Origin of the sequence: Ruegeria sp. HKCCA5426 (assembly GCF_013034585.1) — a bacterium.
In the GTDB taxonomy this organism is placed as follows: domain Bacteria; phylum Pseudomonadota; class Alphaproteobacteria; order Rhodobacterales; family Rhodobacteraceae; genus Ruegeria.
On the sequence record NZ_WQGH01000013.1, the window covers coordinates 63,069 to 88,856 of the forward strand.

Below are 25,788 nucleotides of genomic sequence, written 5' to 3' on the forward strand. Positions count from 1 at the left end.
GGCTCAAACCACCAAACGAACAAGGATGAGGGAAAGTACAAGGCCGACCAAGGCAAAGGCAATGCCGTAACCTGATGCGTATTGGGCAATATCCGCCGTGCTGCCGTTGCGCTTGCGCGCGGTCAATGCCCCAAGGATAGCCCCAAGGATTGCCATGCCCAGAACCACTACCATGCGTTACCCGCCTTTGTTGTTTGCAGGGGCTTCGGCAACGTCCTGCACCAGCGACCTGACCACGATTTCTGAGCCGAAGCCGTAGCGCGCCCATCCCAGACTGTCCAGCCTGACGGAGCGTGCCTGCGTAAGCCGCCCAGTCTGACTGAGCGCTTCTGACTTCAGCAGCAACAAAGTGGCCAGTTGCGAAGCATTCTCAGCGCGTGTCATCACGTCGATGGCCTTGTCCAACTCGGGCAGAACCTCGGAACCCTTCCCCTGCGCCAGCGCGTAAGAGGCGGTTTGGGTCGTGACATAGGCGCGGTGTACCTCGGTGCCCGGGTTGGCGCGGAGAAATTGCAGGGCGACGTCATAGTGCAGCAAAGCCTGCTGCGGATCGTCGAACTGCACCATGCGTCCCATCAGGTAATAGGGGAAGGCGCGGCGGTGGTCCGTCCATCCTTGTTCCTGACCAATCAGCGCAGCCTTTTGCGCGGCGCGAAAGCGTTTGCGCGATCCGGGCCCCGGACCGACGGATTTTTGAATGGCGTTGACCCACTCGCGCGGGGTTTCAGTGATGGGTTGCGGTTGGATCGCATCCCCGCGCGGGTTCAGCCGCGACAGGATACCGGGGATGGCGGCCTCGACCTGTTCACGCGTCATGCCGCTTTGCAGTTCGGGGGCATAAGTTGCGCGCAGGATCAACATGTCGAAACCGGTCAGAACGGTGTGGATGTTGTCGTCGTTAAAGACGGAATCTGGCAGGTGATACAGGTCGTTCAGCGGCCCCAGTGCTTGCGCGATCTCTTCATGCAGGCAATCCCGTTTTTCCTGCGGGCTGACGTCGTATGGTATGAAAATTCCTATCCGTTCCCGGTTGCGCAAGGCGGTCCAACTACTTTTCCGTTTGCGGCGATCGCGGCTGTACTCTTCAAAGCTGGATGAGTTGGGGACAACGAAACAGGCCGCGTTCGGCAGAATATCGTGAATCTGGTCCTGACTGACGGCCTCGACCGTGATGTTGGCCTGACCCTCTGAAATCTGGCGGATGTCAATCCTGGCCTCGCGTTGCAGACGGGTCAGAAGCCGGGTCAGATCACGCTGCATGGACGGGGTCGGTGTGCCCGTCAAACGCAGCGTTACCGGTCCTTCGAACCGCGTCAACACGGGCAGCGGGGTGCCGCTTTCCAACGCGAAATGCAGGTTGATGAAGTCCGACGCGATATTGGTGTTCGACCGCGATGGGGCGGTGGGGTACGACGCCGTGAAGGCCTTGACCGGCGGTAGGATTTCTTCAACCGCGTTCACACGTGTCGGCGGTTGGGGCGGGGGAACCGCAGTACACCCGACCAGGGCAAGCCCAAAAAGGATTACCGCCCATCGCATCATGGGCGTTGATACCGGATAAAGGGCGTTTCCTTGCCGATACGGTCATACAGCTTGCGCGCCGTATGGTTGAATTCCTGTGTCAGCCAGTAAACGGACGGAGCACCCTCTCTGTCGGCCTCGTCATAAACGGCCTGAATCAGGGCCCGTCCCACACCTGTCCCACGCGCCTCTGGTCGGGCAAAGAGGTCCTGCAGATAACATACGCTTTCCACTTTCCACGCGTGGCGGTGAAAAAGGTAGTGGGTTAGGCCCAACAGGTGGCCGTCTTTTTCGGCGACGAAACAGGAAAAATCGTGCGGATCGTCCGCCAGCAGACGTGCAAAGGTGCTGTCGTAAATCTCGGCTGAAACAGTTGTTTCATAGAACGCCAGATAGTCGTGCCACATCTCTTGCCATTCCGGGAGATCTTCGTGCCGCAATGCGCGAATTGTAAGAGTATCAGGCAAGCAACATGTCCCATTCGTAACGTGAGCAAGCGCCCGGACAGACCCGGGCGCCTCTGCGCTGATGCTGACACCCGGCCTTCTATAAGGCAAGCGTCGATCAGCGGAACTTCACATCTCTCAGCGTTTGCTGCGGGCCATGAACGCCAGACGTTCGAACAAATGCACGTCCTGCTCATTTTTCAGCAGCGCGCCGTGTAGCTTGGGCAGAGCGTTGGCACCGTCACGCTTGAGGTCCTCGGCCGTCAGATCCTCGGCCAGAAGCAGCTTGAGCCAGTCCAGTACCTCGGAGGTCGACGGCTTTTTCTTCAGCCCCTGCGTTTCACGGATTTCGTAGAACTGTGTCAGGGCGGTGGTCAGCAGCCCGTCTTTGATACCGGGATGGTGCACTTCGACGATACGGCGCATCGTGGTTTCGTCGGGGAACCGGATGTAGTGGAAAAAACAGCGGCGCAGGAACGCATCGGGCAGTTCCTTTTCGTTATTCGAGGTGATGATCACGATAGGGCGGTTCTTGGCCCGGATCGTTTCGCCAGTCTCGTAGACGTGGAACTCCATTTTGTCGAGTTCCTGCAGCAGGTCGTTGGGAAATTCGATATCGGCCTTGTCGATTTCATCAATCAGCAGCACGACCTTTTCATCGGCTTCAAACGCCTGCCACAGTTTGCCCTTGCGGATATAGTTGGACACGTCGTGAACCCGCTCGTCACCCAACTGGCTGTCGCGCAGACGGCTTACCGCATCGTATTCGTACAGACCCTGCTGCGCCCGCGTGGTCGATTTAACGTTCCACTCGATCATCTTCAGGCCCAACGCCCCGGCGACTTGTTTGGCCAGTTCAGTCTTGCCTGTGCCCGGCTCGCCCTTGACCAGCAGCGGACGTTCCAGCGTCACGGCGGCGTTCACCGCAATCGTTAGGTCGTCAGTGGCAACATATTCTGCTGTTCCTTGGAATCGTGCGGTCATCGGCCCCTCATCAAGTGTCGCGCGGTAATTGCAACATGGGGTTATCGCGGCACAGGAATTTTGACAAGGCAGGTCGCAGCGTCGCGTGCCGCCAAATTTCCAAGCAACTTAAATGCTTGGCACGATTCGGTGCCTTTCAGGTCGTGGAAAATTTTTAACTTACGCCACGAAGTCGCCCGGTGAGTTTCACAGAAAAACAACGTTTTGTTGTTTTATGTCTCATATTTAGACGACACAGGGTCACACGGCGCCGCCGACACGTTTGCATAGTGACAATCCTCGCGCCGTCAGATAAACGCTCCGCAGAAGGGAATGCCTCATGTCTGGTGAAGAGAGAGCACTCGGCGTTGCAGGCCACACCGAGGGAGCAAAAATGAAGCAGGAAGTATTTCTGCCCGAAGATTATCGTCCAGCCGAAGACGAACCATTTATGAACGACAAGCAACTGGAGTATTTTCGCCGTAAGTTGCTGGACTGGAAAAGCGAACTTTTGGCAGGCAGCCGTGATACCATTGAGGGGCTGCAAGACAACACCCGAAACATCCCTGATGTTGCCGACCGCGCAAGCGAGGAAACCGACCGCGCGCTGGAGCTGCGTACCCGTGACCGCCAGCGCAAGCTGGTTGCCAAGATCGACTCGGCCCTGCGCCGGATTGACGAAGGCGAGTATGGCTATTGTGAGATGACCGGTGATCCGATCTCGTTGAAGCGTCTGGATGCGCGTCCGATTGCAACAATGACGCTGGAAGCGCAGGAGCGTCATGAGCGACGCGAGAAAGTCCACCGCGACGATTAATCGCTGAAGAATTCAATAATCTCAGACGCCGGGGCCTGTCGCTCCGGCGTTTTTGCGTTAAGCGTTGAACATGAATATTGACGGTCTCAGTTTTGTTGTGATCGGCGGCGGAATAGGCGGCCTGGCCAGTGCATTGGCGCTGCGGCAGCGCGGGGCAGATGTTACGGTGCTTGAGCAGGCGCCAGCGCTGACAGAGGTCGGCGCGGGGCTTCAGATCAGCGCCAATGGCGTGGCCGTTCTGCGTGCACTGGGTGTTGCAGGCAAATCGCTGGAGATCGGGCAGTTGTCGCAAGGCACAACCCTTAGGGACTATCGAAACGGCCGCGTGATCAGCCACCTTCCGGGCCCGGCATCGGGTCCAACTTATTATTTTCACCGCGCTGATCTTCTGGACATTCTGCACAGCGAAGCGGTGCGTGCTGGCGTGAGGATAAGATTGGGCGCTCGGGTTTCGAGCGTCACAAAGCACCCGGCCGAGGCTGAAGTCGTACTGAACGATGGCGAGCGCCTGCGATGCGAGTGCGCTATAGCAAGTGATGGAGGCCGCAGTATTCTCCGCCCGATCCTGAACGGGGCCGAAATACCGCAATTCACGGGCCAAGTCGCCTGGCGCGCAACGATCCCGTGGTCCTCACAAGACAACGTTCCGCGCGCGTCTTTGACGATGGGGCCGGGGCGTCACGTGGTGATCTATCCATTGCGGGATCAGTCCCTGATGAACATCGTTGCAGTCGAAGAGCGGTCGGACTGGCAGCAGGAAGGATGGCGGCTGCAAGGCGACCCAGAAGACTTGCGTGCGCGTTTTTCGGATTTTGGGGGCGGCGTTCGCGATCTATTCGAGAAGGTGACAGAAACCCATCTGTGGGCCTTGTTCCTACGCCCTGTTGCCGAAAATTGGCAAGACGGACGTCTGACTCTGTTGGGCGACGCTGCGCATCCAACGCTGCCGTTCATGGCACAAGGGGCGTGTCTGGCCTTAGAGGATGCTTGGATATTAGCCCGGTCATTCGACGAACAATCCGACGTGTCGCAGGCGCTGCAGGCCTATGAGACGCTACGCCGGTCCAGAGCGCGCAAGGTCGTTGCAGCGGCCGGTTCCAACGCTCGAAACTTTCATTTGCGCGGACCAATGCGGTTGGCCGCGCAAATGGCGTTGAAGGTTGCGGGTCCAAAACTGGCCCGCAAATATGAATGGATTTACAGCTACGACGCGACCAGCTAGCCCTTCAGAGGTCGAGTTCTACCCACACCGGAACGTGGTCAGATGGTTTCTCGTGCCCACGAATGTCCGAGTCGATCTGACAATCCCGCATCAGATCGGCTGCTTGGGGCGTCAGTAGAAAGTGGTCGATGCGTATTCCGTCATTCCGGTTCCACGCGCCTGCCTGATAATCCCAAAATGAATAATGTCCTGGGCCTTGAGTTCGCGCACGGAACGCCTCGGTAAATCCAAGGTTCAAGATTTTTCGAAATGCCTCACGGCTTTCGGGTCGAAACAGGGCATCCTCACGCCAGGCATCGGGGCGTGCTGCGTCCTCAGCTTGCGGAATAATATTGTAATCACCTGCCATCAACGCGGGTTCTTCACTGGCAATCAGTTCTTGCGCCCGGTGGTAAAGGCGTTCCATCCAAGCCAGTTTATACTCGTATTTTGGCCCGGGGGCAGGGTTTCCATTCGGCAGGTACAGCCCACAGATGCGTAACGCTTTCTTCCCGACAACCGTGGCCTCTATCCAACGGGCCTGCTCATCGGTGTTATCACCGGGTAATCCGCGAGTCACATCTTCCAGAGGGAATTTGGATAGGATCGCAACGCCATTAAAGCCTTTCTGGCCGTGGGTTTCGACGTTGTAGCCGCGATCCTCGAACATTTCGCGCGGGAAGTTTTCGTCAATAGATTTGATCTCTTGCAGCAGCACAACGTCTGGTTGAGCGTCATCCAACCAGCGTGGAAGAGCTTCGGCCCGCGCCTTTATGCCGTTGATGTTGAACGTGGCGATTTTCATACGCGATCCTCCGAAGCCTTTGGCAACCTATTGCGCAGAATGAACCCATCGGCAAGTCGGAGGGCGAGGGATGCGAGGCTCTGCCTCGCGCTCCGGGATATTTTAAGCCAGATGAAGAAACGGATCGTTAACCAATTTCTGCGATTAGTGCCGTGCGGAACAGGCGGGGACGCCGATGGCCGCGCCAGGTGAAGCTCTCCGGCGGAAGGGTCGGAGAGCGGATCCCTGCTTCATCTGGCTGAAAATATCCTGGGGGTGTGGGGGCAAAGCCCCCACCGGCGATTACATCGAAAAAGACGTACCACAGCCACATGATGAAGTGGCGTTGGGATTGTCGATTACAAACCGCGCGCCGATCAGTTCCTGGGTAAAATCTATGACGGCGTTTTCCAGAAACGGCAGAGAAACAGAATCAACGATGACCTTCTGACCTTTGCCTTCAAGGATGAGGTCGTCATCCTTCGGCTCATCCAGTGCAATTTCGTATTGGAACCCGGAACAGCCGCCGCCTTCCACCGCGACGCGTAAAGCTTGTCCTTGATCGGCGGCGCCGATTTCGGCCAGACGTTCAAAGGCGCGTTCAGTGACTGTTGGGGGCAGATTCATGCCGCACTCCAAAGGTTTATTTCTTTCTCACTCTACCATATAGAAAACGCAATGGCAGGCGACAAGGACAAGACCTTTGGAAAGAGCAGGTTTTGCATCTGACCCAGCGCGCGCACGAGGGCGTCTGGTGCCAGAGGAAGAAAGCAGTTTCCGTTCATGCTTTCAGCGGGATCGGGACAGGATCATTCACGCTAGCGCGTTTCGACGGCTCAAACACAAAACGCAGGTTTTCGTTGAGCATGAAGGGGATAGCTATCGCACGCGATTGACGCATTCCATTGAAGTCGCGCAGGTGGCGCGGACCATTGCCGGGGCTTTGGCGTTGAACCCGGAACTGACCGAAGCAGTGGCTTTGGCCCATGATCTGGGTCACACTCCGTTTGGGCACACGGGTGAGGACGCATTGCACGCGATCATGCAGCCTTATGGCGGGTTTGATCACAATGCGCAGGCCATTCGGATCGTCACCAAATTGGAACGGCATTATGCCGAGTTCGATGGTTGTAACCTGACGTGGGAGACGTTGGAGGGGATCGCAAAGCACAACGGCCCCGTATCGGGCGCGTTGCCCTGGGCGTTGGCTGAATGCACTGAGGCGTTCGATCTGGAACTGCACACCCACGCCAGCGCCGAGGCACAAGTAGCCGCCCTTTCGGACGATATCGCCTATAACAACCATGACCTGTTGGATGGCCTGCGGGCTGACTTGTTCACCGATGAGGAAATACAATGCCTGCCAATCGTGGGTGAGTGTTATGCCGGGGTCGATCGCAAATACCCAACGCTTGATCCCTACCGGCGCAGGCATGAGGCTTTGCGGCGTGTGTTTGGCGTGATGGTGTCGGACGTCATCGACACCTCTGCGATGCTGATCGCCGAGTCAGGGGCGCAGTCCGTGGAAGAAATTCGCGATCTGGGCCGCCCAGTTGTCCGGTTCTCGGACGGGCTATGGGCGCAGTTGAAAGAAATCCGGGCGTTTTTGTTCACCCGAATGTATCGAGCGCCTTCGGTGATGGAGGTGCGCGCCGAAGTCAGCCGGATTGTAGAAGAACTGTTCCCAATTTACCTGAACGACCCCAAGCAGATGCCCGAACGATGGCATGCAGATATCGAGGCTGCGGCTGATGAGACCTCTCTGGCGCGGATCGTGTCAGATTACATCGCAGGAATGACGGACCGGTTTGCGATTCAGGATCATGCACGGCTGACGGGTAAACCTTTGACTGCGGCTCACTCAACCTCGATGTAAGCCAATGCCCAGACCTGTTGACCGGCTTGCTCGTCGGCGACGTCCTGGTTCTGTGAAGGCGGGAATACGATCATGGTGGGGCCGTATCCGCCAATGCCCATCGGTGCGCCATCGGCGTGGGTGGCCAATATGGGTTGGTAAGTCGAAATGCTGTCCCACGGGATTTCCGCCTGATACCCGTCCATCGCCATGGGGCGTGCGGTTTTGCCTTCGGCCCCAGCCATTGTCATGACCTCTGACAACAGGGGGCCACTGAAGGTAAAGTCGCGCTGATGTTCGGGCGGGCCGTAGGGGATGGAGATCTTGACCTGAGGCAGGCTGTCCAGCAAGGCGGCATCAAAGCCTGCAGCCCCATCATGGGTCACTTCAAGAAACCCAAGAAGGCCGCCGTCGTTTTCGCCCCGGGCGGGCAGGTTTGTTACGCTTACTGCGCCGCCCAGTGTCACCAGCACATGACCTTGGGGTGCTGGCATCTCGGCCAAGGCGGGCAGAGCTGAGGACAAAAGCAGGGTCAGGGGCAATGCAAGGCGCATGAATGGACTCCGATTGGACGTTTCGGGCCGACTGTAGCGAGGATTGCGTCCAAACCAAGGTCAAACTTTAGGCATCCATTGACCTTGCTGTGTTGCGTGATAAACCGCCGGGCAAGCAAAAGGACATCCGAAATGAACCTGTTTTCCGAGATCCGCGGCCTTGTGTTGGACGCGCTGGCGCAGATGCAGTCCGAAGGTGCTCTGCCCGAGGGGTTGAACTTCGACAACGTGGCGGTTGAACCTCCGCGTGATGCGGCGCATGGCGATATGGCCACGAACGCGGCGATGGTGCTGGCGAAACCGGCCAAGATGAAGCCGCGCGACATTGCCGAGGTGTTGGCCGGGAAACTGGCAGCCGACGATCGGATCACCAGTGCCGAGGTGGCCGGGCCGGGTTTCCTGAACCTGCGGCTTGCATCTTCGGTTTGGCAGGGCGTGCTTGCTGCTGTGCTTGAAAAGGGTGTTGACTATGGCCGCTCGACCATGGGGGCCGGGCAGAAGGTGAACGTAGAATATGTCTCGGCCAACCCGACCGGCCCGCTGCATGTGGGCCATACGCGGGGGGCTGTGTTCGGTGATGCTTTGGCAAGCCTGCTGGCCTATTCCGGCCACGACGTGACGCGCGAGTATTACATCAACGATGGCGGGGCGCAGGTGGATGTGCTGGCACGGTCCGCTTATGAGCGGTATCGCGAGGCCAATGGCCTGAGCCCCGAGATCGCCGAGGGGCTATACCCCGGTGACTATCTGATCCCGATCGGTGAAGCGCTGAAAGAGAAATACGGCGACAGCCTGATCGACAAGCCCGAGAGCGAATGGCTGGACGATCTGCGCAACTTTGCCACCGACGCGATGATGGACCTGATCCGCGAAGACCTGAAGGCGCTGGGCGTTGAGATGGACGTGTTCTTCTCGGAAAAGTCGCTCTATGGCACGGGCCGGATTGAATCTGCGCTGCAAGCGCTGACCGACAAGGGCCTGATCTATGAAGGCGTTCTGGAGCCGCCCAAGGGTAAAAAGCCCGAGGATTGGGAACCGCGCGAGCAAACCCTCTTCAAATCGACCGAGCATGGCGATGACGTCGACCGTCCGGTCAAGAAATCCGATGGCGCGTGGACCTATTTCGCGCCCGATATCGCCTATCACTATGACAAGGTAACCCGCGGTTTCGACGCGCTGATCGACGTGTTTGGCGCGGATCACGGCGGCTATGTCAAACGTATGAAGGCCGCCGTTTCAGCGCTGTCCGATGGCAAGGTACCGCTGGATATCAAGCTGACGCAGTTGGTGAAGCTGTGGAAGAATGGCGAGCCGTTCAAGATGTCCAAACGGGCAGGGAATTTTGTGACCCTGCGCGACGTGGTCGATCAGGTAGGGCCGGATGTGACCCGGTTTGTCATGCTGACCCGCAAGAACGACGCGCCTTTGGATTTCGATTTCGACAAGGTGCTGGAGCAAAGCCGAGAGAACCCTGTGTTCTACGTGCAATATGCCCATGCCCGCGTCATGAGCGTTCTGCGTCGCGCGGCTGAGGCCGGGATTGACGCCGATGATACCGCCCTTGCAGGCGCGGACCTGAGCAAGATTGATCATGCTTCGGAATTGACTGTTGCCAAGAAGCTGGCCGAATGGCCACGTCTGGTCGAAATTGCCGCGCGAACCAACGAACCGCACCGCGTTGCCTTCTATCTGTATGAATTAGCTGGGGATTTTCACGCTTTGTGGAACAAGGGGAACGACGAAACTCAGCTTCGGTTCATTCAGGATGGCGATGTTGACACAAGTCAGTCAAAAATCGCACTCGCTCGGTCCGTTTCTGTTGTGATTTCAGCGGGCTTGGGTATTCTTGGCGTTACTCCGGCGCAGGAGATGCGGTAACAAATATCGCCCGAACCGCCGGTACGAGGTAGGCAAGAAATGACCCGCGCGCCTTACTTTCTGGCGCGAAACGGGCAGTGAGGCGGACATGGCGAATTACGATTACTCGGGGCAAATGCGCCCCGAGCAGATGCATTACACGAATCAACCGCATCCTCAGGATGGGTCCGAATATTCCGATGACATGCTGGAATATGAAGCGGCACCGCAGACAGCGGGGTTGGGGCGTATCGTAAATACGCTGGGCGCAGTCGCGTCGCTGGCTTTGGTCGCAGGTATCGGCATCTGGGGTTACAAGCTTGTAATGCGGGACGTGAGTGGTGTGCCCGTTGTGCGCGCTCTGGAAGGGCCGATGAGAATTCAGCCGGAAAACCCCGGCGGAACTCCGGCGGATCATCAGGGATTGGCCGTCAATGCTGTTGCTGCGGTTGGAACGGCTGCACCGCCTGCGGATCGACTGATCCTTGCTCCGCGCCCGGTTTCGCTTGCTGATGAAGACACACCGGTCGAAGCGTTGAAGCCGACCAAAGCCGTGCATCTGGTTGAGGAAGAGATTTCTGATCAGGAAGCTGCCCAAATGCGCCAGAGCGCGGTGGACGCGTTGGTTGCAGAACTTGCAGATGAAAATACTGCAACCGACACCCCGGCAGAGCAGGGCGTGCAACTGGCATCGCTGGTTATCCCGGAAGAAGAGCCTGCGATTGACCCCGCCGATCTGGCGGCGCAGCTACCCGACCCGGAATTGGCGGCCTTGCCCGGCGTCCGGCGTTCGCTGCGCCCGATTACGCGCCCGGCGCGGACGACACCGGCGGCGATTACACCGAACAGTACAACCGAGAACGCAATCAACACAGCCGTCAAAGCGGCGGTTGGTCTGGATGTGGACCCCGACGCACTGTCAAAGGGAACGCGCCTTGCCCAGCTTGGTGCATATGAAAGTTCTGATGTGGCCCGCACCGAATGGGATCGTCTGAACGGCCGATTTGGCGAATATATGGCAGGAAAACAGCGTGTTATACAGAAAACCTCAAGCGGTGGGCGCACCTTTTACCGGCTTCGTGTATTGGGGTTCGATGACCTGAGCGACTCGCGTCAATTCTGCGCGGCCCTCCAGGCGGAAGGCGCTGACTGCATCCCGGTTGCCGCCCGTTGACGTTTGGCGCTGCAATCACTGACGCAGAAGGCCTGCGCCTGTCGGATGAAGAAAAAAGCCTGTTCCGCGAGATGAACCCGTTTGGGTTCATTTTGTTCGCCCGCAATATCGACACGGCTGATCAGGTACGCGCCCTATGTGACGACTTCCGAGAGGCGGTGGGCCGCAATTGTCCTATTACCATTGATCAGGAAGGTGGCCGCGTGCAGCGCCTTCGAAGCCCAATCGCCCGCGAATGGATGCCGCCACTGGATCACACCACACGTTCTGGCGAACAGGCTGAGCGTGCAATGTATCTGCGGTATCGGCTGATCGCGCAGGAATTATTCGAGCTGGGGATCGACAGCAACTGTGCCCCTATGGTCGATCTGGCGCGCGAGGATACTCATCCTTTCCTGCAAAACCGCTGCTATGGTTCCGATCCGGATCAGGTTTCCAGAATTGGGCGCGCCGTCGCCAAAGGGCATCTTGATGGTGGTGTGCTTCCAGTGATCAAGCATATGCCCGGCCATGGTCTTTCAACCATGGACAGCCATCATGATCTGCCCCACGTGGATTTGCCTTTGGATGCGTTGGACCGCGACGACTTTGCCCCGTTTCGCGCTTTGAACGACCTGCCGATGGGTATGACCGCTCATTTGGTCTATGATCAGATTGATCCCCAGCCAGCGACGATTTCATCCGTGATGATCCAACTGATCCGCGACCGAATTGGCTTTGACGGGCTGATCATGACTGACGACATCTCGATGAAAGCTCTGAGCGGCGCGCCAGAGGATATCGCGCGTCAGGCGCTGGACGCCGGGTGTGACGTCGTTCTGCATTGTAACGGATCGTTCGACGCCCGGGCACGCGTACTGGAGGCCGCCGGAGACATGACCGACCGGGCACAATCCCGAGCGGAAAAGGCGCTGTCGATGCGGCAGAAGCCAGCGGAACTTGACATCCCTGCGGCTGAGGCTGAACTATCTGCCCTAATGGGCGGGCAGGTGTATGAACGATAACCTTTTCAGCGAAGACCGGGTCTCGGTCGCGGATCGCCTTGCGGCCGAAGCCCTGATCGTTGATGTCGACGGGTTTGAAGGCCCGTTGGATGTCTTGCTGACCCTGTCGCGGACGCAAAAGGTTGATCTTCGGAAGATCTCGGTTCTGGCTCTTGCGCAGCAGTACTTGGCCTTTGTCGAAAAGGCGCGTGCGCTGCGTATCGAGCTGGCGGCGGACTATCTGGTCATGGCCGCGTGGCTGGCCTTTCTGAAATCCCGCCTTTTACTGCCACCCGACCCGGATGACGAAGGACCGTCGGGCGAGGAACTGGCCGCCCATCTGGCTTTCCAACTGGAACGCCTGCAAGCGATGCGCGACGCCGCCGCCCGTCTGATGGCGCGGGACCAACTGGGGCGCGATTTCTTCAAACGCGGGCAGGGCGAGGATATCACGCGTATCCGTACCGTGACGTACTCGGCCACGCTGTTGGATCTGATGCAGGGTTATGCCCGTATCCGCACCCGGGATGAGTTCCGCCCCTTTGTCATGGACCGCGACGCCGTCTTCACGATGGAGCAGGCGCTGGAACGGATGCGCCCGCTGATCGGTTTTGCCGGGACATGGACGGATATGGAGACTTACCTGCCCGATGGCTGGGATGCGGATCCAGTGCGCCGACGCTCGGCCACGGCTGCGACCTTTGCGGCCTCGCTGGAGCTGGTGAAAGAAGGACATATGGAGATCAAGCAAAGCGAGACTTTTGCTCCGATCCACCTGCGTAAGAGGACCGAAACACGTGACTGACGCCCCCGAAGACGAAGGCACCGGCACCCTGTTCGAGGCCCCGCCGTTGGCCGAACAGGAGCGGATGGTCGAGGCTGTGCTGTTCGCGAGCGCCGAACCGGTGACGATTGCCGATCTTGAGGCCCGGATGCCCCATGGCAGCGACGCGGCGCAAGCTGTTGAACTGCTGCATAAACGATACGAAGGGCGCGGCGTCCGCGTGGTCCGTGTGGGCGAGGCTTGGGCGATTCGCACAGCGCCCGACTTGGGTTTCCTGATGCAAAAGGAAACGGTCGAGACGCGGAAACTCAGCCGTGCCGCAATCGAGACATTGGCGATTGTCGCGTATCATCAACCCTGTACACGGGCCGAGATTGAGGAAATCCGTGGTGTTTCCGTTTCACGCGGCACCATTGATCAGTTGCTCGAGATGGAGTGGATCAGGCTGGGCCGTCGCCGCATGACCCCCGGGCGTCCGGTGACCTTTGTTGTGACCCCGCAATTCTTGGACCACTTCGGTCTGGAGAATGCGCGCGATCTGCCAGGGCTCAAGGAATTGCGCGCTGCGGGCCTTCTGGAAAACCGACCACCACCGGGTGCAATGCCCTTGGGGGAAGGGCAGGATGGCGAAGATGACGAAGATCAGACCGAACTGTTCGAGGAAGAGTGATCGAGCGTCCCTTTTGTCGCGGCGCCAAAGGATTATGTTCGGATCTGGAAGACGGAGTTAAGCGATGAATGCCAATCGACTGATCGACATGATTGTGCGTCAGGTTATGCGCCGCCTTGTCAGTAAGGGTGTGGACAAAGGCTTTGACATGGCAGGTCGTATGGGGCGCCGATCCGGAAAACAGCCAAACGCCAAAGCTGACCCAACGGCTGAGCGTCACATGCAACAGAACGCCAATCGGCAGAAACAGAATATGAAGCAGGCGCAGCGGATGACCCGTCAGATGCGCCGTTTCATAAAGTTCTAGCTGACTGCTTTGAAATGCTTGGACAGTTTCAGGCCCTGTCCCTGATAGTTTGAGGCGATACCCGCTCCATAAAGCTGAGTGGGCATTTCGGCCATTTTCTCATACACCAGCCGTCCGACAACCTGCCCGTGCTCCAGCACGAAGGGGGCTTCGTGGCAGCGCACTTCCAGAACGCCGCGCGATCCCGCGCCGCCAGCAGCGGCATGTCCGAACCCGGGATCGAAGAAACCAGCATAATGCACGCGGAATTCGCCAACCATGGCCAGATAGGGGGCCATTTCCGCAGCGTACATGGGCGGAATATGAACCGCCTCGCGGCTGACCAGAATGTAGAACGCACCGGGATCAAGGATGATGCGGCCATCGGTGGTACGCACCTCCTCCCAGTATTCCTGTGGGTCGTATTCTCCAATCCGGTCAAGGTCGATCACACCAGTATGCGGTTTGGCGCGATAGCCGACCAGATCGGTGTCCGGCAGTTGCAGATCGACCGAAAAACCCAACCCGTCCTGAATGACGGCAGGCCCATCGACAAGTGGCGAGTCATTGTGCAGCGCAGTCAGTTCCGCGTCGCTCAGCACCGCTTGACCCTCGCGGAAGCGAATCTGATTCAGCCGCATACCCGGCCGCACAAGAACCGAGAACGAGCGGGGGCAGATTTCGGCATACAAGGGGCCAGAATACCCTGCGGGCACCCGGTCAAACTCGGTCCCGCCATCGGTGATGGTGCGGGTCAACAAGTCCAGTCGCCCGGTCGAGCTTTTGGCATTGGCGACTGCGGTTATGCTGTCGGGCAGGGCAAGTGATTCCATCAACGGAACAAGATAAACGCAGCCCTTTTCCAGAACTGCACCATGGCTGATATCAATCCGGTGCATCTCGAACTCGGCCAAACGGTCGGCGACTGAGCGTCCTTCGCCCGCCAGAAAGGATGCGCGTACGCGGTAAGCCACTGTTCCCAGGCGCAAGTCCAGGCTGGCCGGCTGCACCTGCGGGTCGATGATCGCGGGCTCGGCGGTAATCTCACCGCGCGCAATCATGCCTTCGATCTGCTGGTTTGGACATACGCCTGTCATTCCGATCCCCCCTGTTGCCAGAGCGGGATCTGGCCTGTCTGCCATAAACGTCGGTGTGATTTGGTCGGGCTAGCAGGACTCGAACCTGCGACCTTCCGTCCCCCAGACGGACGCGCTACCAGGCTGCGCCATAGCCCGACGTTGGGGTGTTCATAAAGACTTTCCCGGCAGGGGCAAGAGGAAATCATCGCCTTTTTTCTTATCCCGCCGATCGGTTTTCAATTCGATCCAGCACGGCCCGCAGCTCTTTGGCGACCGGTGCGATTTGGCGCAACAGACTGTCGTCGAAATCCGTTCTGTTCCACGCCTGAGTCGCAATGCCCCCCATCAGTGGTGCTTCATCCAGATATTCTGGTTCGGATTGTTGAGGGGCGTCATTTTGTGATGTTTCGACGACCGGAGCCGGTTCCGGTCGCGCAGGTTCAGGTGGCTTGGCCGCCTCCAGATCCAGCGTAATCTGCTCTTGGGCAGGGGCTGGCTTGGTTGCAAATGGAACAACAACGTTGTTGTCAGCGATCGGATCGGGTTGTGCCGTTTCGTCGAGACCCTGCGACAGCGAAGCGACATGCGCTATACCCTGTTCCCGAAGGATGCGCTGAACGCCTTTGATGGTAATGCCATCCTCATGCAGCAGTTTCTTGATACCACCAAGCAGCCGCATGTCATTCGGACGATAGTACCGACGCCCGCCCGCGCGCTTTACCGGTTTTACCTGGCTGAAACGGCTTTCCCAGAATCGCAGCACATGAGCTTGCACACCCAGCCAATCCGCAACTTCACTGATTGTGCGAAAGGCGTCTGGGGACTTGCTCATGACCCTGCTGTCCTGATCTTATTTACGGTTTCCTGCGGCGACGCGATCCTTCATCAGGTGCGACGGGCGGAAGGTCAGCACGCGGCGAGGCTGAATTGGAACTTCTTCACCGGTTTTGGGGTTGCGGCCGATACGGGCAGTTTTGTCGCGCACACTGAACGTGCCGAACGACGAAATCTTGACCTGCTCACCACGCACAAGCGCGTCGGACATATGGTTTAGAACGCTTTCAACCAGTTGCGCGCTTTCGTTGCGTGAAAGGCCAACTTCTCGAAAGACGGCCTCGCTCAGATCCATTCGGGTCAGTGTTTTGTCGCCCATGCCTATTCCCCTATTGATGGTAAAGCATAGAGTCAGGGCAAATTCACTGTCAATATCAATGAATTGCAGTCGTGTGTGTAAGCCGTTTTGCGCCTGTTACCACCGCAGGATGACTGAACCCCATGCCAATCCACCACCGATTGCCTCAGTCACAAGCAGATCGCCCGGTTTGAACTGACCGCGTTGCTTTGCCACTGACATCGCAAGCGGAATCGAAGCGGCCGAAGTATTGCCGTGGTCCTGAAGCGTAACAACGACATGATCCATCGGAACGCCCAGCTTCTTGGCGGTGCCCTGAATGATGCGGATATTTGCCTGATGAGGGACGATCCAGTCCACATCCTCATGACCTAAACCGGCTTTTTCCAAGCAATTTTCGGCAGTTGACGTCAAACGTTCAACAGCTTGGCGGAATAGCTGGTTACCCTTCATCCGCAGAAAGCCGGTGGTTTGAGTGGAAACACCGCCATCGACATAAAGCAGGTCCTTGTAGCGCCCGTCAGAGTTTAGATCGGTGGCCAGAATGCCCCGGTCGTCCGAGGTTCCCTTGCCTTCCTGACGCTCCAGGATCAGCGCGCCTGCACCGTCGCCAAACAACACGCAGGTCGACCGATCAGTCCAGTCCATGATGCGCGAAAATGTCTCGGCCCCGATGACCAGCACGCGCTTGGCCTGTTCCGAAAGAATCAGGGCATTGGCGTTGGTCAGGGCATAGACAAACCCGGCGCACACGGCCTGAACGTCAAAGGCGAAACCCCTGGTCATACCCAGCCGCGACTGCACCATGGTGGCGGCAGAAGGGAAGGTTAGGTCCGACGTCGAAGTTGCCAGAACGATGGCATCAATGTCGTCAGCCGTCAGGCCAGCATCTGCCAGCGCGGCTTCGGCGGCCTTGGTTGCCATATCCGACGTTGTTTCATCGTCTGCGGCAAAGTGGCGCCGTTCGATACCCGAGCGGGTTCTGATCCACTCATCCGTCGTATCGAGCGTCTTTTCAAACTCGGAATTCGGAACAATGCGCTCTGGCAAATAATGTCCGACACCAACTACAACTGAACGGCCTGCCATCCTGAGGTACTGCCTTTTTTGTTATTCGCCCGCTTTCGGCGGTGCGTGCGCGGCATCTTGTGCAAGCTCGGCTGTGGATGCAACCCGTGCCGCCAATTTTTCAGCAAAGCCCGATTGGGCCAAGGTGAAGGCCAGTTTTACCGCCGCTGATACCCCTGTCGCGTCAGCGCCGCCATGTGACTTGACCACTGTCCCGTTCAGACCCAGAAAAACTCCGCCATTCACACGGCGCGGGTCGATACGCTTTTTGAGGCGATTCAGCGAAGTGATTGCAAGCACAGAGGCCAGGCGGGACAACGGAGAGTACTTGAACGCCTCGCGCAGCAGGTCACCGATTAGGCTTGCGGTACCTTCTCCGGTTTTGATGGCGACGTTGCCGGTAAACCCATCGGTTACAACGACATCCGCCTTATCTCCGGGGATGTCACTGCCCTCGACAAAGCCCACAAAGTCAAAGCTGGCCTGATCCGCGAAGTCCGCGATCATCGAATGCGCTTCTTTCAATTCGGCGCGGCCTTTGTGCTCTTCCGTTCCGACGTTGAGCAATCCGATGCGTGGTCGTTCCAACGCCATGCCGTTGCGGGCATAGGACGCGCCCATCAGCGCGTATTGCAGCAGGTCCTTGGCGTCGGCGCGTACATCTGCGCCGACATCCAGCATCACGTTAAAGCCCTGCGGGTTGCGAGAAGGCCACAGAATCGCAATCGCCGGACGGTTCACGCCCGGCAGTTTGCGAAGCCGCATCATGGATAGGGCCATAAGCGCGCCGGTATTGCCGCAGGACACGGCGCCATGCGCCTCACCCTGACGGACCGATTCCAGCGTCGACCACATCGAGGTCTGCTTGCCGTTGCGAACAACCTGACTAGGCTTGTCTTCCATCGTGACCACATCGGGGCAATCACGAAAAACGACGCGCCCATTCAGGACACGTCGTTTGGCGACAAGTTTGCGCAGTAGGGCTTCGGGCCCGTGCAGGATGAAGGCAATGTCGGGGTTCTTGTTCGCTGATTGCGCAATGCCTGCCACAACTGTGGCAGGCCCCGAATCTCCGCCCATTGCGTCAACCGAAATGGTAATCCGTCCGGCGTGCTTGGGCTTATCTGTCATGCCTTGGCCTGCACTAAGAAAGGCTTAGGCCGCGTCTTCGTCCAGGTCGATTTCGTCGGCCTGAGCGACGACTTCACGGTCATCATAGTGGCCGCAGGACGCACAGACGTGGTGCGGGCGCTTCAGCTCACCACAGTTGGGGCATTCGTTCGGGTTTGCAGCAACCAGAGCGTCATGTGCGCGGCGGTTGTTGCGGCGCGACTTGGAAACTTTGTTCTGTTGGACAGCCATGGTCTCAACCTTTGTCTACTAAGGGCCAACAGATTCGCTGTGGGCCGGGTTTCATTGTTCGTTTTTCTCGTGGTTTGACGCGCGTTTAGGGGACGAGCCCCGCAATGTCCAACCCAAATTCCGATGAGCGCGCGAAAATACTGCGATTCTCGACATGTTCAAGCGATTTTTCTGAGGGCGTGCTATGACAGGAAATCTGCGCGGTGTCACTCGTCTTTTTTCATCGCATCGCGCAAACTGGCAAGCCCGGCAAAGGGTTTGACGTCTTCATCTGTCATCGCCTGTTTGCCCGGTTCAGTATAGTCGGCTTGTTCCAGTTCCGCACCGTCCTTGCGCGGGTATTGCGGCAGCGCCAGCGACAGCGCCTCGATCATGACCTGCGCCGGGTCGATCTCTGCTCCCAAAGGTTCCGAGTCGTCGCCTTCGGGAATCTCGAACTCTTCTTCGTCCGGGTCTGACCAATCTGCCAGAAACATGCGGGATACTGGCGTGTCGATCCTAGTCGTGACCGGTTCCAATGTCACGACGCACGGCTGAATGACCGTTGCACCCAATTTACCGGTCAAGACCCAGTCCCGTTTGCCCTGCGCGCGCAGTTCGCCCACGAAGCTGAGTTTGCGCAATCCGAGCAGGCCAAGATCCTCTTTGATCACGTCCAGCCATCTGGCATCCGGGCGCAGATCAAAGGCGGTTGGCGTGTTCTGGGGCAGGTCTGCGACCCGCAGAGAAGTCTGGTTGCTCATTCGTGACCCTTTCCTGTGTTGAACCGGGGCTGCGGTTTGATGTAATCGGATAGGGTCCGCAAGGGGCCAAGGCAAGAGGGTGTGAATGTTGAAGGTTGTGAACAGGTTGAAACCAGCGTCCAAAGCGCTTGTATTTGGGGCGTGTCTGGTTGTCGCTGGTGCGTGTACGCCTGTTTTCGAGAATCACGGGTATGTCCCCACACCAGAAGAACTGGCCGAGATCAAAGTCGGCGTAGACACCCGCGACAGCGTGGTCGAAGCCGTCGGCGCGCCAACGTCGTCCGGCGTGGTGCGGGATTCCGGTTATTACTATGTGCGTTCCAAAGTCCGTCACTACGGCCCTAAACGCCCCGAAGTCGTCGAACGTCAACTGGTCGCGATCAGCTTTGATCAGCGCGGCGTCGTCCGCAACATCGAGCGCTACGGGCTTGAGGACGGAGTTGTCGTTCAGTTGGATCGCCGCGTGACCGATTCCAGTATCGAGGGTCGGGGCTTCCTGCGTCAACTGCTTGGCAACATTGGCAACTTCAACCCTGCGAACATTCCCGGCGCGACCAATTAATTTGAAGCCAGTTCTTGTCGCAGTCACACGATGGTCACACATAGTGTGATAGTCACGCAGCAGGAAGAAACGGGTCTGCAACCGCGGAGGTGCGACCATGGCACTATTGCTCGGCAAGGGCCGGTATCGCGCGCGTCTGGCGCGAACGCCGCAGGATATTGCGGCGGCGCAGGGACTGCGGACGCTGGCCTTTGGAACAGAACAGGTGGATCAGGACGGTTTCGATCCCCTCTGCGCACATATTCTGGTCGAGGATACGCGCGCCGAGGGGCAATTGGTTTGCTGCTTTCGGATGCTAACGATGGATCAGGGGTCCGAGATCAGCCGCAGCTATTCCGCCCAGTTCTATGACCTCTCGGCGCTTGAAGGATTCACCGGACGTATGGTCGAGATGGGGCGATTCTGCGTTCACCCTGACTGGACTGACCCCGATATCCTGCGCGTCGCATGGGGGGCAATGACCGCCTATGTGGACGAAAACAATGTGGAAATGCTGTTCGGTTGTTCATCGTTTGCCGGGACAGAAACTTCCGAATATCTGGACGCGTTTGCCATGCTGAAACATCGCCACCTGGCCCCAAAGCGCTGGTTGCCGCGCGTGAAGGCGCCCGATGTGTTCCGCTTTGCCGCAAGGCTGCGACGCAGGCCCGATGCCAAGAAGGCAATGCTGCGGATGCCGCCGTTGCTGCGCACTTATCTGATGATGGGCGGCTGGGTCAGCGATCACGCTGTCGTCGATCGCCACATGAATACGCTCCACGTCTTTACCGGGCTTGAGATCAGGGCGATCCCTCCGGCGCGAAAGCGGCTGTTGCGCGCGGTTGTCGGGTAATCGCCGTTGACGCCTTGGCCCTGCCGGTTTAGCTGGCGGGCATGGCGAGAATTCCTTTGTTGCAGATGGCCGGTATTTCCCTGACCTTTGGGGGCGACCCGGTGTTTTCGGGGCTGGATCTGGTGGTTCAGCCGGGCGACCGCGTTGCGCTGGTCGGGCGGAACGGGTCCGGTAAGTCGACACTAATGAAAGTGATGGCGGGGCTGGTTGAGGCCGATCAAGGCGACATCGTCATCCCCCCTGGAAAATCTGTGGGTTATATGGAGCAGGACCCGGGGATGGAGGGGTTTGCCACGCTTGGCGATTATGCCTCCAGCGGGTTGGAGCCCGGAGAGCTTTACAAGGTCGAACGCGCGGGTGAGGGTTTGAAATTTGATCCGTCGCGCGCTGTTGAGACAGCCTCGGGCGGTGAACGCCGCCGTGCAGCGCTGGCCAAGCTGATGGCCGAAGCGCCCGACCTGATGCTGTTGGATGAGCCGACTAACCATCTGGATATCGAGGCGATTGCTTGGTTGGAACGCGAGTTGGGGTCGACCCGTGCGGCTTATGTCCTGATCTCGCACGACCGTGCATTTCTGCGCGCTTTGACCCGCGCGACCCTGTGGATCGACCGTGGGGTTGTTCGGCGGCAAGAACAGGGCTTTGAAGCATTCGAGGCGTGGCGCGACAAAGTCTGGGAAGAAGAAGATCAGCAGCGTCACAAACTGAACCGCCTGATCAAATCCGAGGCGAAATGGGCCGTCGAAGGCATCAGTGCGAGGCGTAAGCGCAATCAGGGTCGGGTTCGCGCGTTGCAGGCGCTGCGGGCCGAGAAAGCAGCGCAGATCAAGCGTCAGGGCTCGGCTGCGATGACGCTGGAAGCCGGACCCAAGTCAGGCAGAAAAGTGATCGAGGCTAAGGGGCTGGCCAAATCTTTCGGGGCGCAGCAGATCGTTCGGAACTTTGATCTGTTGGTGCAGCGCGGGGACAGAGTGGCCTTTGTCGGCCCCAACGGAGTGGGGAAGACGACCCTGCTGAAAATGCTGCTGGGGCAGGAGCAACCGGACGAAGGCTCTGTGTCGCTTGGAACCAACCTTGAGGTTGCCGTTTTTGATCAGACCCGCGCGCAGTTGGATCCGGAAATGACCCTGTGGGACAGCCTGACTGGTGACCCCGAGATGCGCGTTTCCGGCAAAGCTGATCAGGTGATGGTGGGCGGCCAGCCCAAGCATGTTGTCGGCTACCTCAAGGAATTCCTTTTCGACGAACGGCAGGCAAGGGCTGCCGTCAAGTCCTTGTCAGGTGGAGAAAAAGCGCGGCTTTTGTTGGCCAAGCTGATGGCAAAGTCCTCGAACCTGCTGGTGCTGGACGAACCGACCAACGATCTGGATGTGGAAACGCTAGACCTGCTGCAGGAACTGCTGGACGATTATGACGGGACCGTTCTGTTGGTCAGTCACGACCGGGATTTTCTGGACCGCGTCGCCACGACCACCATCGCGATGGAGGGCAATGGCCGCGCCACAGTCTATGCGGGCGGGTGGTCCGACTATATTGCGCAGCGCGGTGATGTATTTGAAAAGAAGGCCGATAAAACAAAGCCTTCAAAACCTAAAGTAAAGCAGGAAAATCAGCCCAAATCGGGCCTGTCGTTTTCCGAAAAACACCGTCTGGAGAAGCTGCCTGCTGAAATGGAACGGCTTGAGGCCGAGATCGGTAAGCTCGAAGAGCTCATGTCCGATCCCGACTTGTTCACCCGCGAGCCGGTCAAGTTCCAGAAAGCGACCGAGGCGCTGGTTGAACGGCAAGAGAAGCTAGCAGCAGCCGAAGAAGAATGGCTGATGCTGGAAGAAAAGGCCGAAGGCGTCTGACGGTCACCTCATCCGCAGGGCGCCGTCGATACGGATCACTTCACCGTTCAGATAGCCCATTTCGACGATGAACCCGGCCAACCGCCCGAATTCACGCGGGTCGCCAAGGCGGGCAGGGTTCGGGACATCCGCCGCCAGTTGCTGTTGCACTTCTTCCGGCAGGCCAGCGAGCATGGGCGTCATGAAAATTCCCGGTGCAATGGCCATCACGCGGATACCGGATGAGGCCAGGTCACGGGCCATGGGCAACGTCATACCCACAATGCCACCCTTGGATGCGGCATAGGCGGTTTGGCCTTTCTGACCATCGAACGCCGCAATCGACGCCGTGTTGATGATCACGCCCCGTGCGCCGTCCGACTCGGGTGCGTTCTTTGCCATCTGTTCGGCTGCAAGACGCGAAACATTGAAAGTTCCAACCAGATTAATGTCGATCGTGCGTTGAAATGGGTCCAGTGGGTGAGGGCCCTCTTTCCCAACCGTCTTGATGCCTACGGCTATGCCAGCACAGTTCACCGCAGCGGTGATCCGGCCCATCTTGTCTGCGGCATAATCAACCGCAGCGGCGACCGACGCCTCATCCGTCACATCCGTCTCGACAAAGTGCCCGCCGATTTCGGCCGCAACCTCATTTCCGCGCTCGGCGTCACGATCCAGAATAGTGACCTGTGCTCCGTTTTCGGCAAAGTACCGAGCGGTTGCCTCTCCAAGCCCGGATGCGCCGCCTGTGACTATGGCGCCGGTTGAGGGTAGTTGCATTTCGGTAACCTCTCCTTAATTTTGACACATTGTGACCACATTTGATTGGTGGCGCAGGTACATATTGTATATCCATGCGCCATAACCGTCACAACTGGTGTTCTGGTCGAGTGTGATGAGTGGTGGCGAGCCCTTTGTTAACGCATTTTCAGCATGCGCTTAACCGCGCTTCATCTGCGGCTTCCACTTTGTAATCGAAGATCCTGAAGGACTTGGGTTTTTAGGGCGCAAGGAGATTAATGATGCGGATAAGACTGAAATCAAGCGTTTCAGCCTTGGTGGTGTCCCCGTTCGTCGGGGTGTTGATGGCAACAACTGCGCAGGCTTCGACAGAAGTTTGCAACGCAAGAACGGCACGGATCGCGGCCAACGCGGGCGACTATCAAGCCCTGTGTGATTGTACGCAAGTGACGCCAAGCTTCATAGAGCGCCTGCAGCGGCGGTCGGATTTCGAAGCAACTTTAGCCGTCACAGGCGAGCAATGCCCCGCTTTGGCCGCATTGTTGACAGATTTCTCGACGGCGTCGATTGGGGCAACTTCCAATTCGGGTGAAAACCCGAACGACGATCAAGGGAATCAAGCGGGATCTGGTCCGGGTGGCAATAACGGCGGCGGAAACAACGACGGCGGCGGCGGCAACAACGACGGCGGCGGCGGGAACAATGACGGCGGCGGCGGGAACAATGACGGCGGCGGCGGGAACAATGACGGCGGCGGCGGGAACAATGACGGCGGCGGCAACAATGACGGCGGCGGCAACAACGACGGCGGCGGCGGCAACAATGACGGCGGCGGCGGCAACAACGACGGCGGCGGCAACGGTGGAAACAACGGCGGCCCCGGCAACGGCAACGGCAACGGCGGCAATCCTGGTAACGGTGGTGGTAACACCGGAGGCTCGGGACCCGGAACCGGTAACGGCGGCAGCAACAACGGCCAAGGCGGCGGAAACGGCAACGGTGGCAGCAATGGCGGCGGCCAGGGCGGCGGAAACGGCAACGGCGGTAGCAACGGTGGCCCCGGAAATGGAAACGGGAACAGCGGCAACTCTGGTAATGGCGGTGGAAACACCGGAGGCTCAGGCCCCGGGACCGGTAACGGCGGTAGCAACAACGGCCAAGGCGGTGGAAACGGCAATGGTGGCGGAAACGGCAACGGCGGGAAACGCTGAGGCCTCAAAACCAGCTTTCCAAAAAATTACGGCCGCCCAATAGGGTGGCCGTTTTCTTGTGTTGCCTATCGGTTCAATCGAGCGTTCAGCCCAGTTGCACCAGCGCGTGCCGCTTTTTTCCTGCGCTCAGCTTGATCGGCGATGACAGCGCACCTGCGTCGATCATCAATCCCGCGTCGGTCAGTGGTGCGTCGTCCAGTTTGGCTCCGTTTTCGGCGATCAGGCGCTTGGCTTCCTTGCCGGATTTGGCGAGGCCGGACTTAACGATCAACTGCACGATTGAGGCAGGCAATTCATCCGCACCGATGGTCAGGGTCGGAAGATCGTCACCCACGCCGCCTTTCTCGAACACTTCGCGCGCTGTGGCTTCCGCGGTCGCGGCGGCCTCGGACCCGTGCAGCAGGGTGGTGACCTCGTTGGCGAGGCGGATTTTGGCCTCGTTGATTTCGGACCCTTGCAGCGCGGCCAGACAGTCGCATTCGTCCACGGGCAGTTCTGTGAAAATCTTCAGAAAGCGGCCAACGTCGGCGTCGGTGGTGTTGCGCCAGAACTGCCAGAACTCATAAGGCGACAGCATATCTCCGTTCAGCCAGATCGCTCCGCCCTGTGATTTGCCCATCTTGCGGCCATCACTGGTGGTCAGCAGAGGCGTCGTCAGGCCATAAATCTCCTGATCCAGAACCCGGCGCGTCAGGTCGATCCCGTTGACGATGTTGCCCCACTGGTCGCTGCCACCCATCTGCAGAACACAGCCATAGCGACGGTTCAGCTCAAGGAAGTCATAGGCCTGCAGGATCATGTAGTTAAATTCGAGGAAAGACAGCGATTGTTCGCGGTCCAGACGGGATTTTACGGATTCAAAGGACAGCATCCGGTTGACCGAGAAATGCCGTCCGATATCGCGCAGGAAATCGAGGTAGTTCAGGCTGTCCAGCCATTCTGCATTGTTCAGCATCAACGCGCTGGTGTCGCCGTCATCATAGGACAGGTACTTGGCGAAAACCTTCTGCATCCCGGCGATGTTGGCGTCGATCTGTTCGGGGCCCAGCAGGGGGCGTTCGTCCGACCGGAATGAGGGGTCACCCACCTTGGTGGTGCCGCCGCCCATCAGGGTGATCGGCTTGTGACCGGTCTTTTGCAGCCAGCGCAGAACCATAATGTTCATCAGGTGACCGACATGCAGCGACTGCGCGGTTGCGTCATAACCGATATAGGCTGTTTGCACCCCACTGATCAGCGCGTCGTCAAGGCCTTGATAATCGGTGCAGTCGGCAAGAAAGCCGCGCTCGATCATCGTGGCGATGAAATCCGATTTGGGGTGGTAGGTCATATCC

At 58.4% G+C, this 25,788-nt stretch carries 29 protein-coding genes and 1 tRNA gene; 13 read left to right on the top strand and 17 right to left on the bottom strand.

Annotated elements, in window-relative coordinates; all coding sequences use genetic code 11:
* Nucleotides 1-3: 3 nt before the first annotated feature.
* From GOV87_RS18135 to GOV87_RS18150, 4 genes are all read right to left on the bottom strand, one after another.
* Entirely contained in the window at nt 4-174 is a 171-nt protein-coding gene (locus tag GOV87_RS18135; protein WP_171212708.1) for a hypothetical protein, read from the bottom strand.
* Nucleotides 175-177: 3 nt separating this feature from the next.
* On the bottom strand, nt 178-1,542 hold the full coding sequence (locus tag GOV87_RS18140) for a DUF2927 domain-containing protein (RefSeq protein WP_171212709.1): 1,365 nt from the start codon (nt 1,540-1,542) through the stop codon (nt 178-180).
* Nucleotides 1,539-1,988, bottom strand: coding sequence for a GNAT family N-acetyltransferase (locus GOV87_RS18145; RefSeq protein ID WP_171212710.1), 450 nt, complete (start codon nt 1,986-1,988; stop codon nt 1,539-1,541). The genes GOV87_RS18140 and GOV87_RS18145 overlap by 4 nt, the downstream gene beginning before the upstream one ends.
* 117 nt (nt 1,989-2,105) lie before the next feature.
* Nucleotides 2,106-2,951 carry a MoxR family ATPase gene (locus GOV87_RS18150; protein ID WP_171126578.1) on the bottom strand — a complete coding sequence of 282 codons (846 nt, stop codon included), beginning with the start codon at nt 2,949-2,951 and terminating at the stop codon, nt 2,106-2,108.
* Between the two features lie 373 nt (nt 2,952-3,324).
* On the opposite strand from GOV87_RS18150, the gene dksA reads away from it, so the two are divergent.
* Together dksA and GOV87_RS18160 are read left to right on the top strand one after the other, a co-directional pair.
* Nucleotides 3,325-3,747, top strand: a complete 423-nt coding sequence (dksA, locus tag GOV87_RS18155) for an RNA polymerase-binding protein DksA (RefSeq protein ID WP_171122255.1) — start codon at nt 3,325-3,327, stop codon at nt 3,745-3,747.
* Between the two features lie 70 nt (nt 3,748-3,817).
* Nucleotides 3,818-4,969, top strand: coding sequence for an FAD-dependent monooxygenase (locus GOV87_RS18160; protein WP_171212711.1), 1,152 nt, complete (start codon nt 3,818-3,820; stop codon nt 4,967-4,969).
* A gap of 4 nt (nt 4,970-4,973) precedes the next feature.
* Here GOV87_RS18160 and xth read toward each other — a convergent pair whose 3' ends face one another.
* Nucleotides 4,974-5,753, bottom strand: coding sequence for an exodeoxyribonuclease III (gene xth / locus GOV87_RS18165; RefSeq protein ID WP_171212712.1), 780 nt, complete (start codon nt 5,751-5,753; stop codon nt 4,974-4,976).
* A 282-nt stretch (nt 5,754-6,035) separates the two neighbouring features.
* Entirely contained in the window at nt 6,036-6,359 is a 324-nt protein-coding gene (locus tag GOV87_RS18170; protein ID WP_171122261.1) for an iron-sulfur cluster assembly accessory protein, read from the bottom strand.
* 76 nt (nt 6,360-6,435) lie between these two features.
* Between GOV87_RS18170 and GOV87_RS18175 the strand changes: the two genes are divergently transcribed.
* Nucleotides 6,436-7,608, top strand: a complete 1,173-nt coding sequence (locus tag GOV87_RS18175; protein ID WP_171212713.1) for a deoxyguanosinetriphosphate triphosphohydrolase — start codon at nt 6,436-6,438, stop codon at nt 7,606-7,608.
* Here the strand turns inward: GOV87_RS18175 and GOV87_RS18180 are convergent.
* Nucleotides 7,590-8,141: a hypothetical protein gene (locus GOV87_RS18180; RefSeq protein WP_171212714.1), complete on the bottom strand. Its 552-nt coding sequence runs from the start codon at nt 8,139-8,141 to the stop codon at nt 7,590-7,592. The genes GOV87_RS18175 and GOV87_RS18180 overlap by 19 nt on opposite strands.
* A 132-nt stretch (nt 8,142-8,273) precedes the next feature.
* On the opposite strand from GOV87_RS18180, the gene argS reads away from it, so the two are divergent.
* The 6 genes from argS to GOV87_RS18210 all read left to right on the top strand — a co-directional run bounded on the left by argS (nt 8,274) and on the right by GOV87_RS18210 (nt 13,916).
* A complete protein-coding gene (argS, locus tag GOV87_RS18185; RefSeq protein WP_171212715.1) occupies nt 8,274-10,019 on the top strand; it encodes an arginine--tRNA ligase in 1,746 nt (581 codons plus the stop codon).
* Nucleotides 10,020-10,107: 88 nt separating this feature from the next.
* On the top strand, nt 10,108-11,172 hold the full coding sequence (locus tag GOV87_RS18190) for an SPOR domain-containing protein (protein ID WP_171212716.1): 1,065 nt from the start codon (nt 10,108-10,110) through the stop codon (nt 11,170-11,172).
* Complete coding sequence (gene nagZ, locus GOV87_RS18195) at nt 11,169-12,176, top strand: beta-N-acetylhexosaminidase (protein WP_171212717.1); 1,008 nt, start codon at nt 11,169-11,171, stop codon at nt 12,174-12,176. The genes GOV87_RS18190 and nagZ overlap by 4 nt, the downstream gene beginning before the upstream one ends.
* Nucleotides 12,166-12,960, top strand: a complete 795-nt coding sequence (locus tag GOV87_RS18200; RefSeq protein ID WP_171212718.1) for a ScpA family protein — start codon at nt 12,166-12,168, stop codon at nt 12,958-12,960. The genes nagZ and GOV87_RS18200 overlap by 11 nt, the downstream gene beginning before the upstream one ends.
* A complete protein-coding gene (scpB, locus tag GOV87_RS18205; RefSeq protein WP_171122275.1) occupies nt 12,953-13,609 on the top strand; it encodes an SMC-Scp complex subunit ScpB in 657 nt (218 codons plus the stop codon). Before GOV87_RS18200 ends, scpB begins: the two co-directional genes overlap by 8 nt.
* A 64-nt stretch (nt 13,610-13,673) precedes the next feature.
* Nucleotides 13,674-13,916 (top strand): hypothetical protein, encoded by a 243-nt coding sequence (locus GOV87_RS18210; protein WP_171212719.1) that lies wholly within the window; start codon nt 13,674-13,676, stop codon nt 13,914-13,916.
* On the opposite strand, the gene GOV87_RS18215 is transcribed toward GOV87_RS18210, so the two are convergent.
* From GOV87_RS18215 to GOV87_RS18250, 8 genes are all read right to left on the bottom strand, one after another.
* A complete protein-coding gene (locus tag GOV87_RS18215) occupies nt 13,913-14,992 on the bottom strand; it encodes a 2'-deoxycytidine 5'-triphosphate deaminase (RefSeq protein WP_171212720.1) in 1,080 nt (359 codons plus the stop codon). The two genes, GOV87_RS18210 and GOV87_RS18215, sit on opposite strands and share 4 nt — an antisense overlap.
* A 61-nt stretch (nt 14,993-15,053) precedes the next feature.
* Nucleotides 15,054-15,130, bottom strand: a tRNA-Pro gene (locus GOV87_RS18220).
* Nucleotides 15,131-15,191: 61 nt separating this feature from the next.
* On the bottom strand, nt 15,192-15,806 hold the full coding sequence (locus GOV87_RS18225; RefSeq protein ID WP_171122280.1) for a MerR family transcriptional regulator: 615 nt from the start codon (nt 15,804-15,806) through the stop codon (nt 15,192-15,194).
* An 18-nt stretch (nt 15,807-15,824) separates the two neighbouring features.
* Nucleotides 15,825-16,127, bottom strand: a complete 303-nt coding sequence (gene ihfA, locus GOV87_RS18230) for an integration host factor subunit alpha (RefSeq protein WP_008755922.1) — start codon at nt 16,125-16,127, stop codon at nt 15,825-15,827.
* 96 nt (nt 16,128-16,223) lie between these two features.
* A complete protein-coding gene (locus tag GOV87_RS18235; RefSeq protein ID WP_171212721.1) occupies nt 16,224-17,195 on the bottom strand; it encodes a beta-ketoacyl-ACP synthase III in 972 nt (323 codons plus the stop codon).
* A 21-nt stretch (nt 17,196-17,216) separates the two neighbouring features.
* Complete coding sequence (gene plsX / locus GOV87_RS18240) at nt 17,217-18,305, bottom strand: phosphate acyltransferase PlsX (protein ID WP_171212722.1); 1,089 nt, start codon at nt 18,303-18,305, stop codon at nt 17,217-17,219.
* A gap of 24 nt (nt 18,306-18,329) precedes the next feature.
* Nucleotides 18,330-18,536 (bottom strand): 50S ribosomal protein L32, encoded by a 207-nt coding sequence (gene rpmF / locus GOV87_RS18245; RefSeq protein WP_008756996.1) that lies wholly within the window; start codon nt 18,534-18,536, stop codon nt 18,330-18,332.
* A gap of 206 nt (nt 18,537-18,742) precedes the next feature.
* Nucleotides 18,743-19,279 carry a DUF177 domain-containing protein gene (locus tag GOV87_RS18250; RefSeq protein WP_171212723.1) on the bottom strand — a complete coding sequence of 179 codons (537 nt, stop codon included), beginning with the start codon at nt 19,277-19,279 and terminating at the stop codon, nt 18,743-18,745.
* 85 nt (nt 19,280-19,364) lie between these two features.
* On the opposite strand from GOV87_RS18250, the gene GOV87_RS18255 reads away from it, so the two are divergent.
* The 3 genes from GOV87_RS18255 to GOV87_RS18265 all read left to right on the top strand — a co-directional run bounded on the left by GOV87_RS18255 (nt 19,365) and on the right by GOV87_RS18265 (nt 22,523).
* A complete protein-coding gene (locus GOV87_RS18255) occupies nt 19,365-19,841 on the top strand; it encodes an outer membrane protein assembly factor BamE (RefSeq protein ID WP_171122288.1) in 477 nt (158 codons plus the stop codon).
* Between the two features lie 97 nt (nt 19,842-19,938).
* Complete coding sequence (locus GOV87_RS18260) at nt 19,939-20,673, top strand: GNAT family N-acetyltransferase (protein ID WP_171212724.1); 735 nt, start codon at nt 19,939-19,941, stop codon at nt 20,671-20,673.
* A 41-nt stretch (nt 20,674-20,714) separates the two neighbouring features.
* Complete coding sequence (locus GOV87_RS18265; protein ID WP_254447411.1) at nt 20,715-22,523, top strand: ABC-F family ATP-binding cassette domain-containing protein; 1,809 nt, start codon at nt 20,715-20,717, stop codon at nt 22,521-22,523.
* Between the two features lie 3 nt (nt 22,524-22,526).
* Here the strand turns inward: GOV87_RS18265 and GOV87_RS18270 are convergent, their stop codons facing one another.
* Nucleotides 22,527-23,282, bottom strand: coding sequence for an SDR family NAD(P)-dependent oxidoreductase (locus tag GOV87_RS18270; RefSeq protein WP_171212725.1), 756 nt, complete (start codon nt 23,280-23,282; stop codon nt 22,527-22,529).
* 242 nt (nt 23,283-23,524) lie between these two features.
* Between GOV87_RS18270 and GOV87_RS20335 the strand changes: the two genes are divergently transcribed.
* Entirely contained in the window at nt 23,525-24,454 is a 930-nt protein-coding gene (locus tag GOV87_RS20335; protein WP_174828532.1) for a hypothetical protein, read from the top strand.
* An 85-nt stretch (nt 24,455-24,539) separates the two neighbouring features.
* Here the strand turns inward: GOV87_RS20335 and tyrS are convergent, their stop codons facing one another.
* Nucleotides 24,540-25,784, bottom strand: a complete 1,245-nt coding sequence (gene tyrS / locus GOV87_RS18280; RefSeq protein ID WP_171212726.1) for a tyrosine--tRNA ligase — start codon at nt 25,782-25,784, stop codon at nt 24,540-24,542.
* Between the last annotated feature and the right edge of the window lie 4 nt (nt 25,785-25,788).

Excerpts from the sequence above, each read along its gene's own strand:
- GOV87_RS18135 (WP_171212708.1), bottom strand. The coding sequence starts at position 174 with ATGGTAGTGGTTCTGGGCATGGCAATCCTTGGGGCTATCCTTGGGGCA.
- GOV87_RS18140 (WP_171212709.1), bottom strand. The coding sequence starts at position 1,542 with ATGATGCGATGGGCGGTAATCCTTTTTGGGCTTGCCCTGGTCGGGTGT.
- GOV87_RS18150 (WP_171126578.1), bottom strand. The coding sequence starts at position 2,951 with ATGACCGCACGATTCCAAGGAACAGCAGAATATGTTGCCACTGACGAC.
- dksA (WP_171122255.1), top strand. The coding sequence starts at position 3,325 with ATGAAGCAGGAAGTATTTCTGCCCGAAGATTATCGTCCAGCCGAAGAC.
- GOV87_RS18160 (WP_171212711.1), top strand. The coding sequence starts at position 3,818 with ATGAATATTGACGGTCTCAGTTTTGTTGTGATCGGCGGCGGAATAGGC.
- xth (WP_171212712.1), bottom strand. The coding sequence starts at position 5,753 with ATGAAAATCGCCACGTTCAACATCAACGGCATAAAGGCGCGGGCCGAA.
- GOV87_RS18170 (WP_171122261.1), bottom strand. The coding sequence starts at position 6,359 with ATGAATCTGCCCCCAACAGTCACTGAACGCGCCTTTGAACGTCTGGCC.
- GOV87_RS18180 (WP_171212714.1), bottom strand. The coding sequence starts at position 8,141 with ATGCGCCTTGCATTGCCCCTGACCCTGCTTTTGTCCTCAGCTCTGCCC.
- argS (WP_171212715.1), top strand. The coding sequence starts at position 8,274 with ATGAACCTGTTTTCCGAGATCCGCGGCCTTGTGTTGGACGCGCTGGCG.
- GOV87_RS18190 (WP_171212716.1), top strand. The coding sequence starts at position 10,108 with ATGGCGAATTACGATTACTCGGGGCAAATGCGCCCCGAGCAGATGCAT.
- GOV87_RS18200 (WP_171212718.1), top strand. The coding sequence starts at position 12,166 with ATGAACGATAACCTTTTCAGCGAAGACCGGGTCTCGGTCGCGGATCGC.
- GOV87_RS18210 (WP_171212719.1), top strand. The coding sequence starts at position 13,674 with ATGAATGCCAATCGACTGATCGACATGATTGTGCGTCAGGTTATGCGC.
- GOV87_RS18215 (WP_171212720.1), bottom strand. The coding sequence starts at position 14,992 with ATGACAGGCGTATGTCCAAACCAGCAGATCGAAGGCATGATTGCGCGC.
- GOV87_RS18225 (WP_171122280.1), bottom strand. The coding sequence starts at position 15,806 with ATGAGCAAGTCCCCAGACGCCTTTCGCACAATCAGTGAAGTTGCGGAT.
- ihfA (WP_008755922.1), bottom strand. The coding sequence starts at position 16,127 with ATGGGCGACAAAACACTGACCCGAATGGATCTGAGCGAGGCCGTCTTT.
- GOV87_RS18235 (WP_171212721.1), bottom strand. The coding sequence starts at position 17,195 with ATGGCAGGCCGTTCAGTTGTAGTTGGTGTCGGACATTATTTGCCAGAG.
- plsX (WP_171212722.1), bottom strand. The coding sequence starts at position 18,305 with ATGACAGATAAGCCCAAGCACGCCGGACGGATTACCATTTCGGTTGAC.
- rpmF (WP_008756996.1), bottom strand. The coding sequence starts at position 18,536 with ATGGCTGTCCAACAGAACAAAGTTTCCAAGTCGCGCCGCAACAACCGC.
- GOV87_RS18250 (WP_171212723.1), bottom strand. The coding sequence starts at position 19,279 with ATGAGCAACCAGACTTCTCTGCGGGTCGCAGACCTGCCCCAGAACACG.
- GOV87_RS18255 (WP_171122288.1), top strand. The coding sequence starts at position 19,365 with ATGTTGAAGGTTGTGAACAGGTTGAAACCAGCGTCCAAAGCGCTTGTA.
- GOV87_RS18260 (WP_171212724.1), top strand. The coding sequence starts at position 19,939 with ATGGCACTATTGCTCGGCAAGGGCCGGTATCGCGCGCGTCTGGCGCGA.
- GOV87_RS18265 (WP_254447411.1), top strand. The coding sequence starts at position 20,715 with ATGGCGAGAATTCCTTTGTTGCAGATGGCCGGTATTTCCCTGACCTTT.
- GOV87_RS18270 (WP_171212725.1), bottom strand. The coding sequence starts at position 23,282 with ATGCAACTACCCTCAACCGGCGCCATAGTCACAGGCGGCGCATCCGGG.
- GOV87_RS20335 (WP_174828532.1), top strand. The coding sequence starts at position 23,525 with ATGCGGATAAGACTGAAATCAAGCGTTTCAGCCTTGGTGGTGTCCCCG.
- tyrS (WP_171212726.1), bottom strand. The coding sequence starts at position 25,784 with ATGACCTACCACCCCAAATCGGATTTCATCGCCACGATGATCGAGCGC.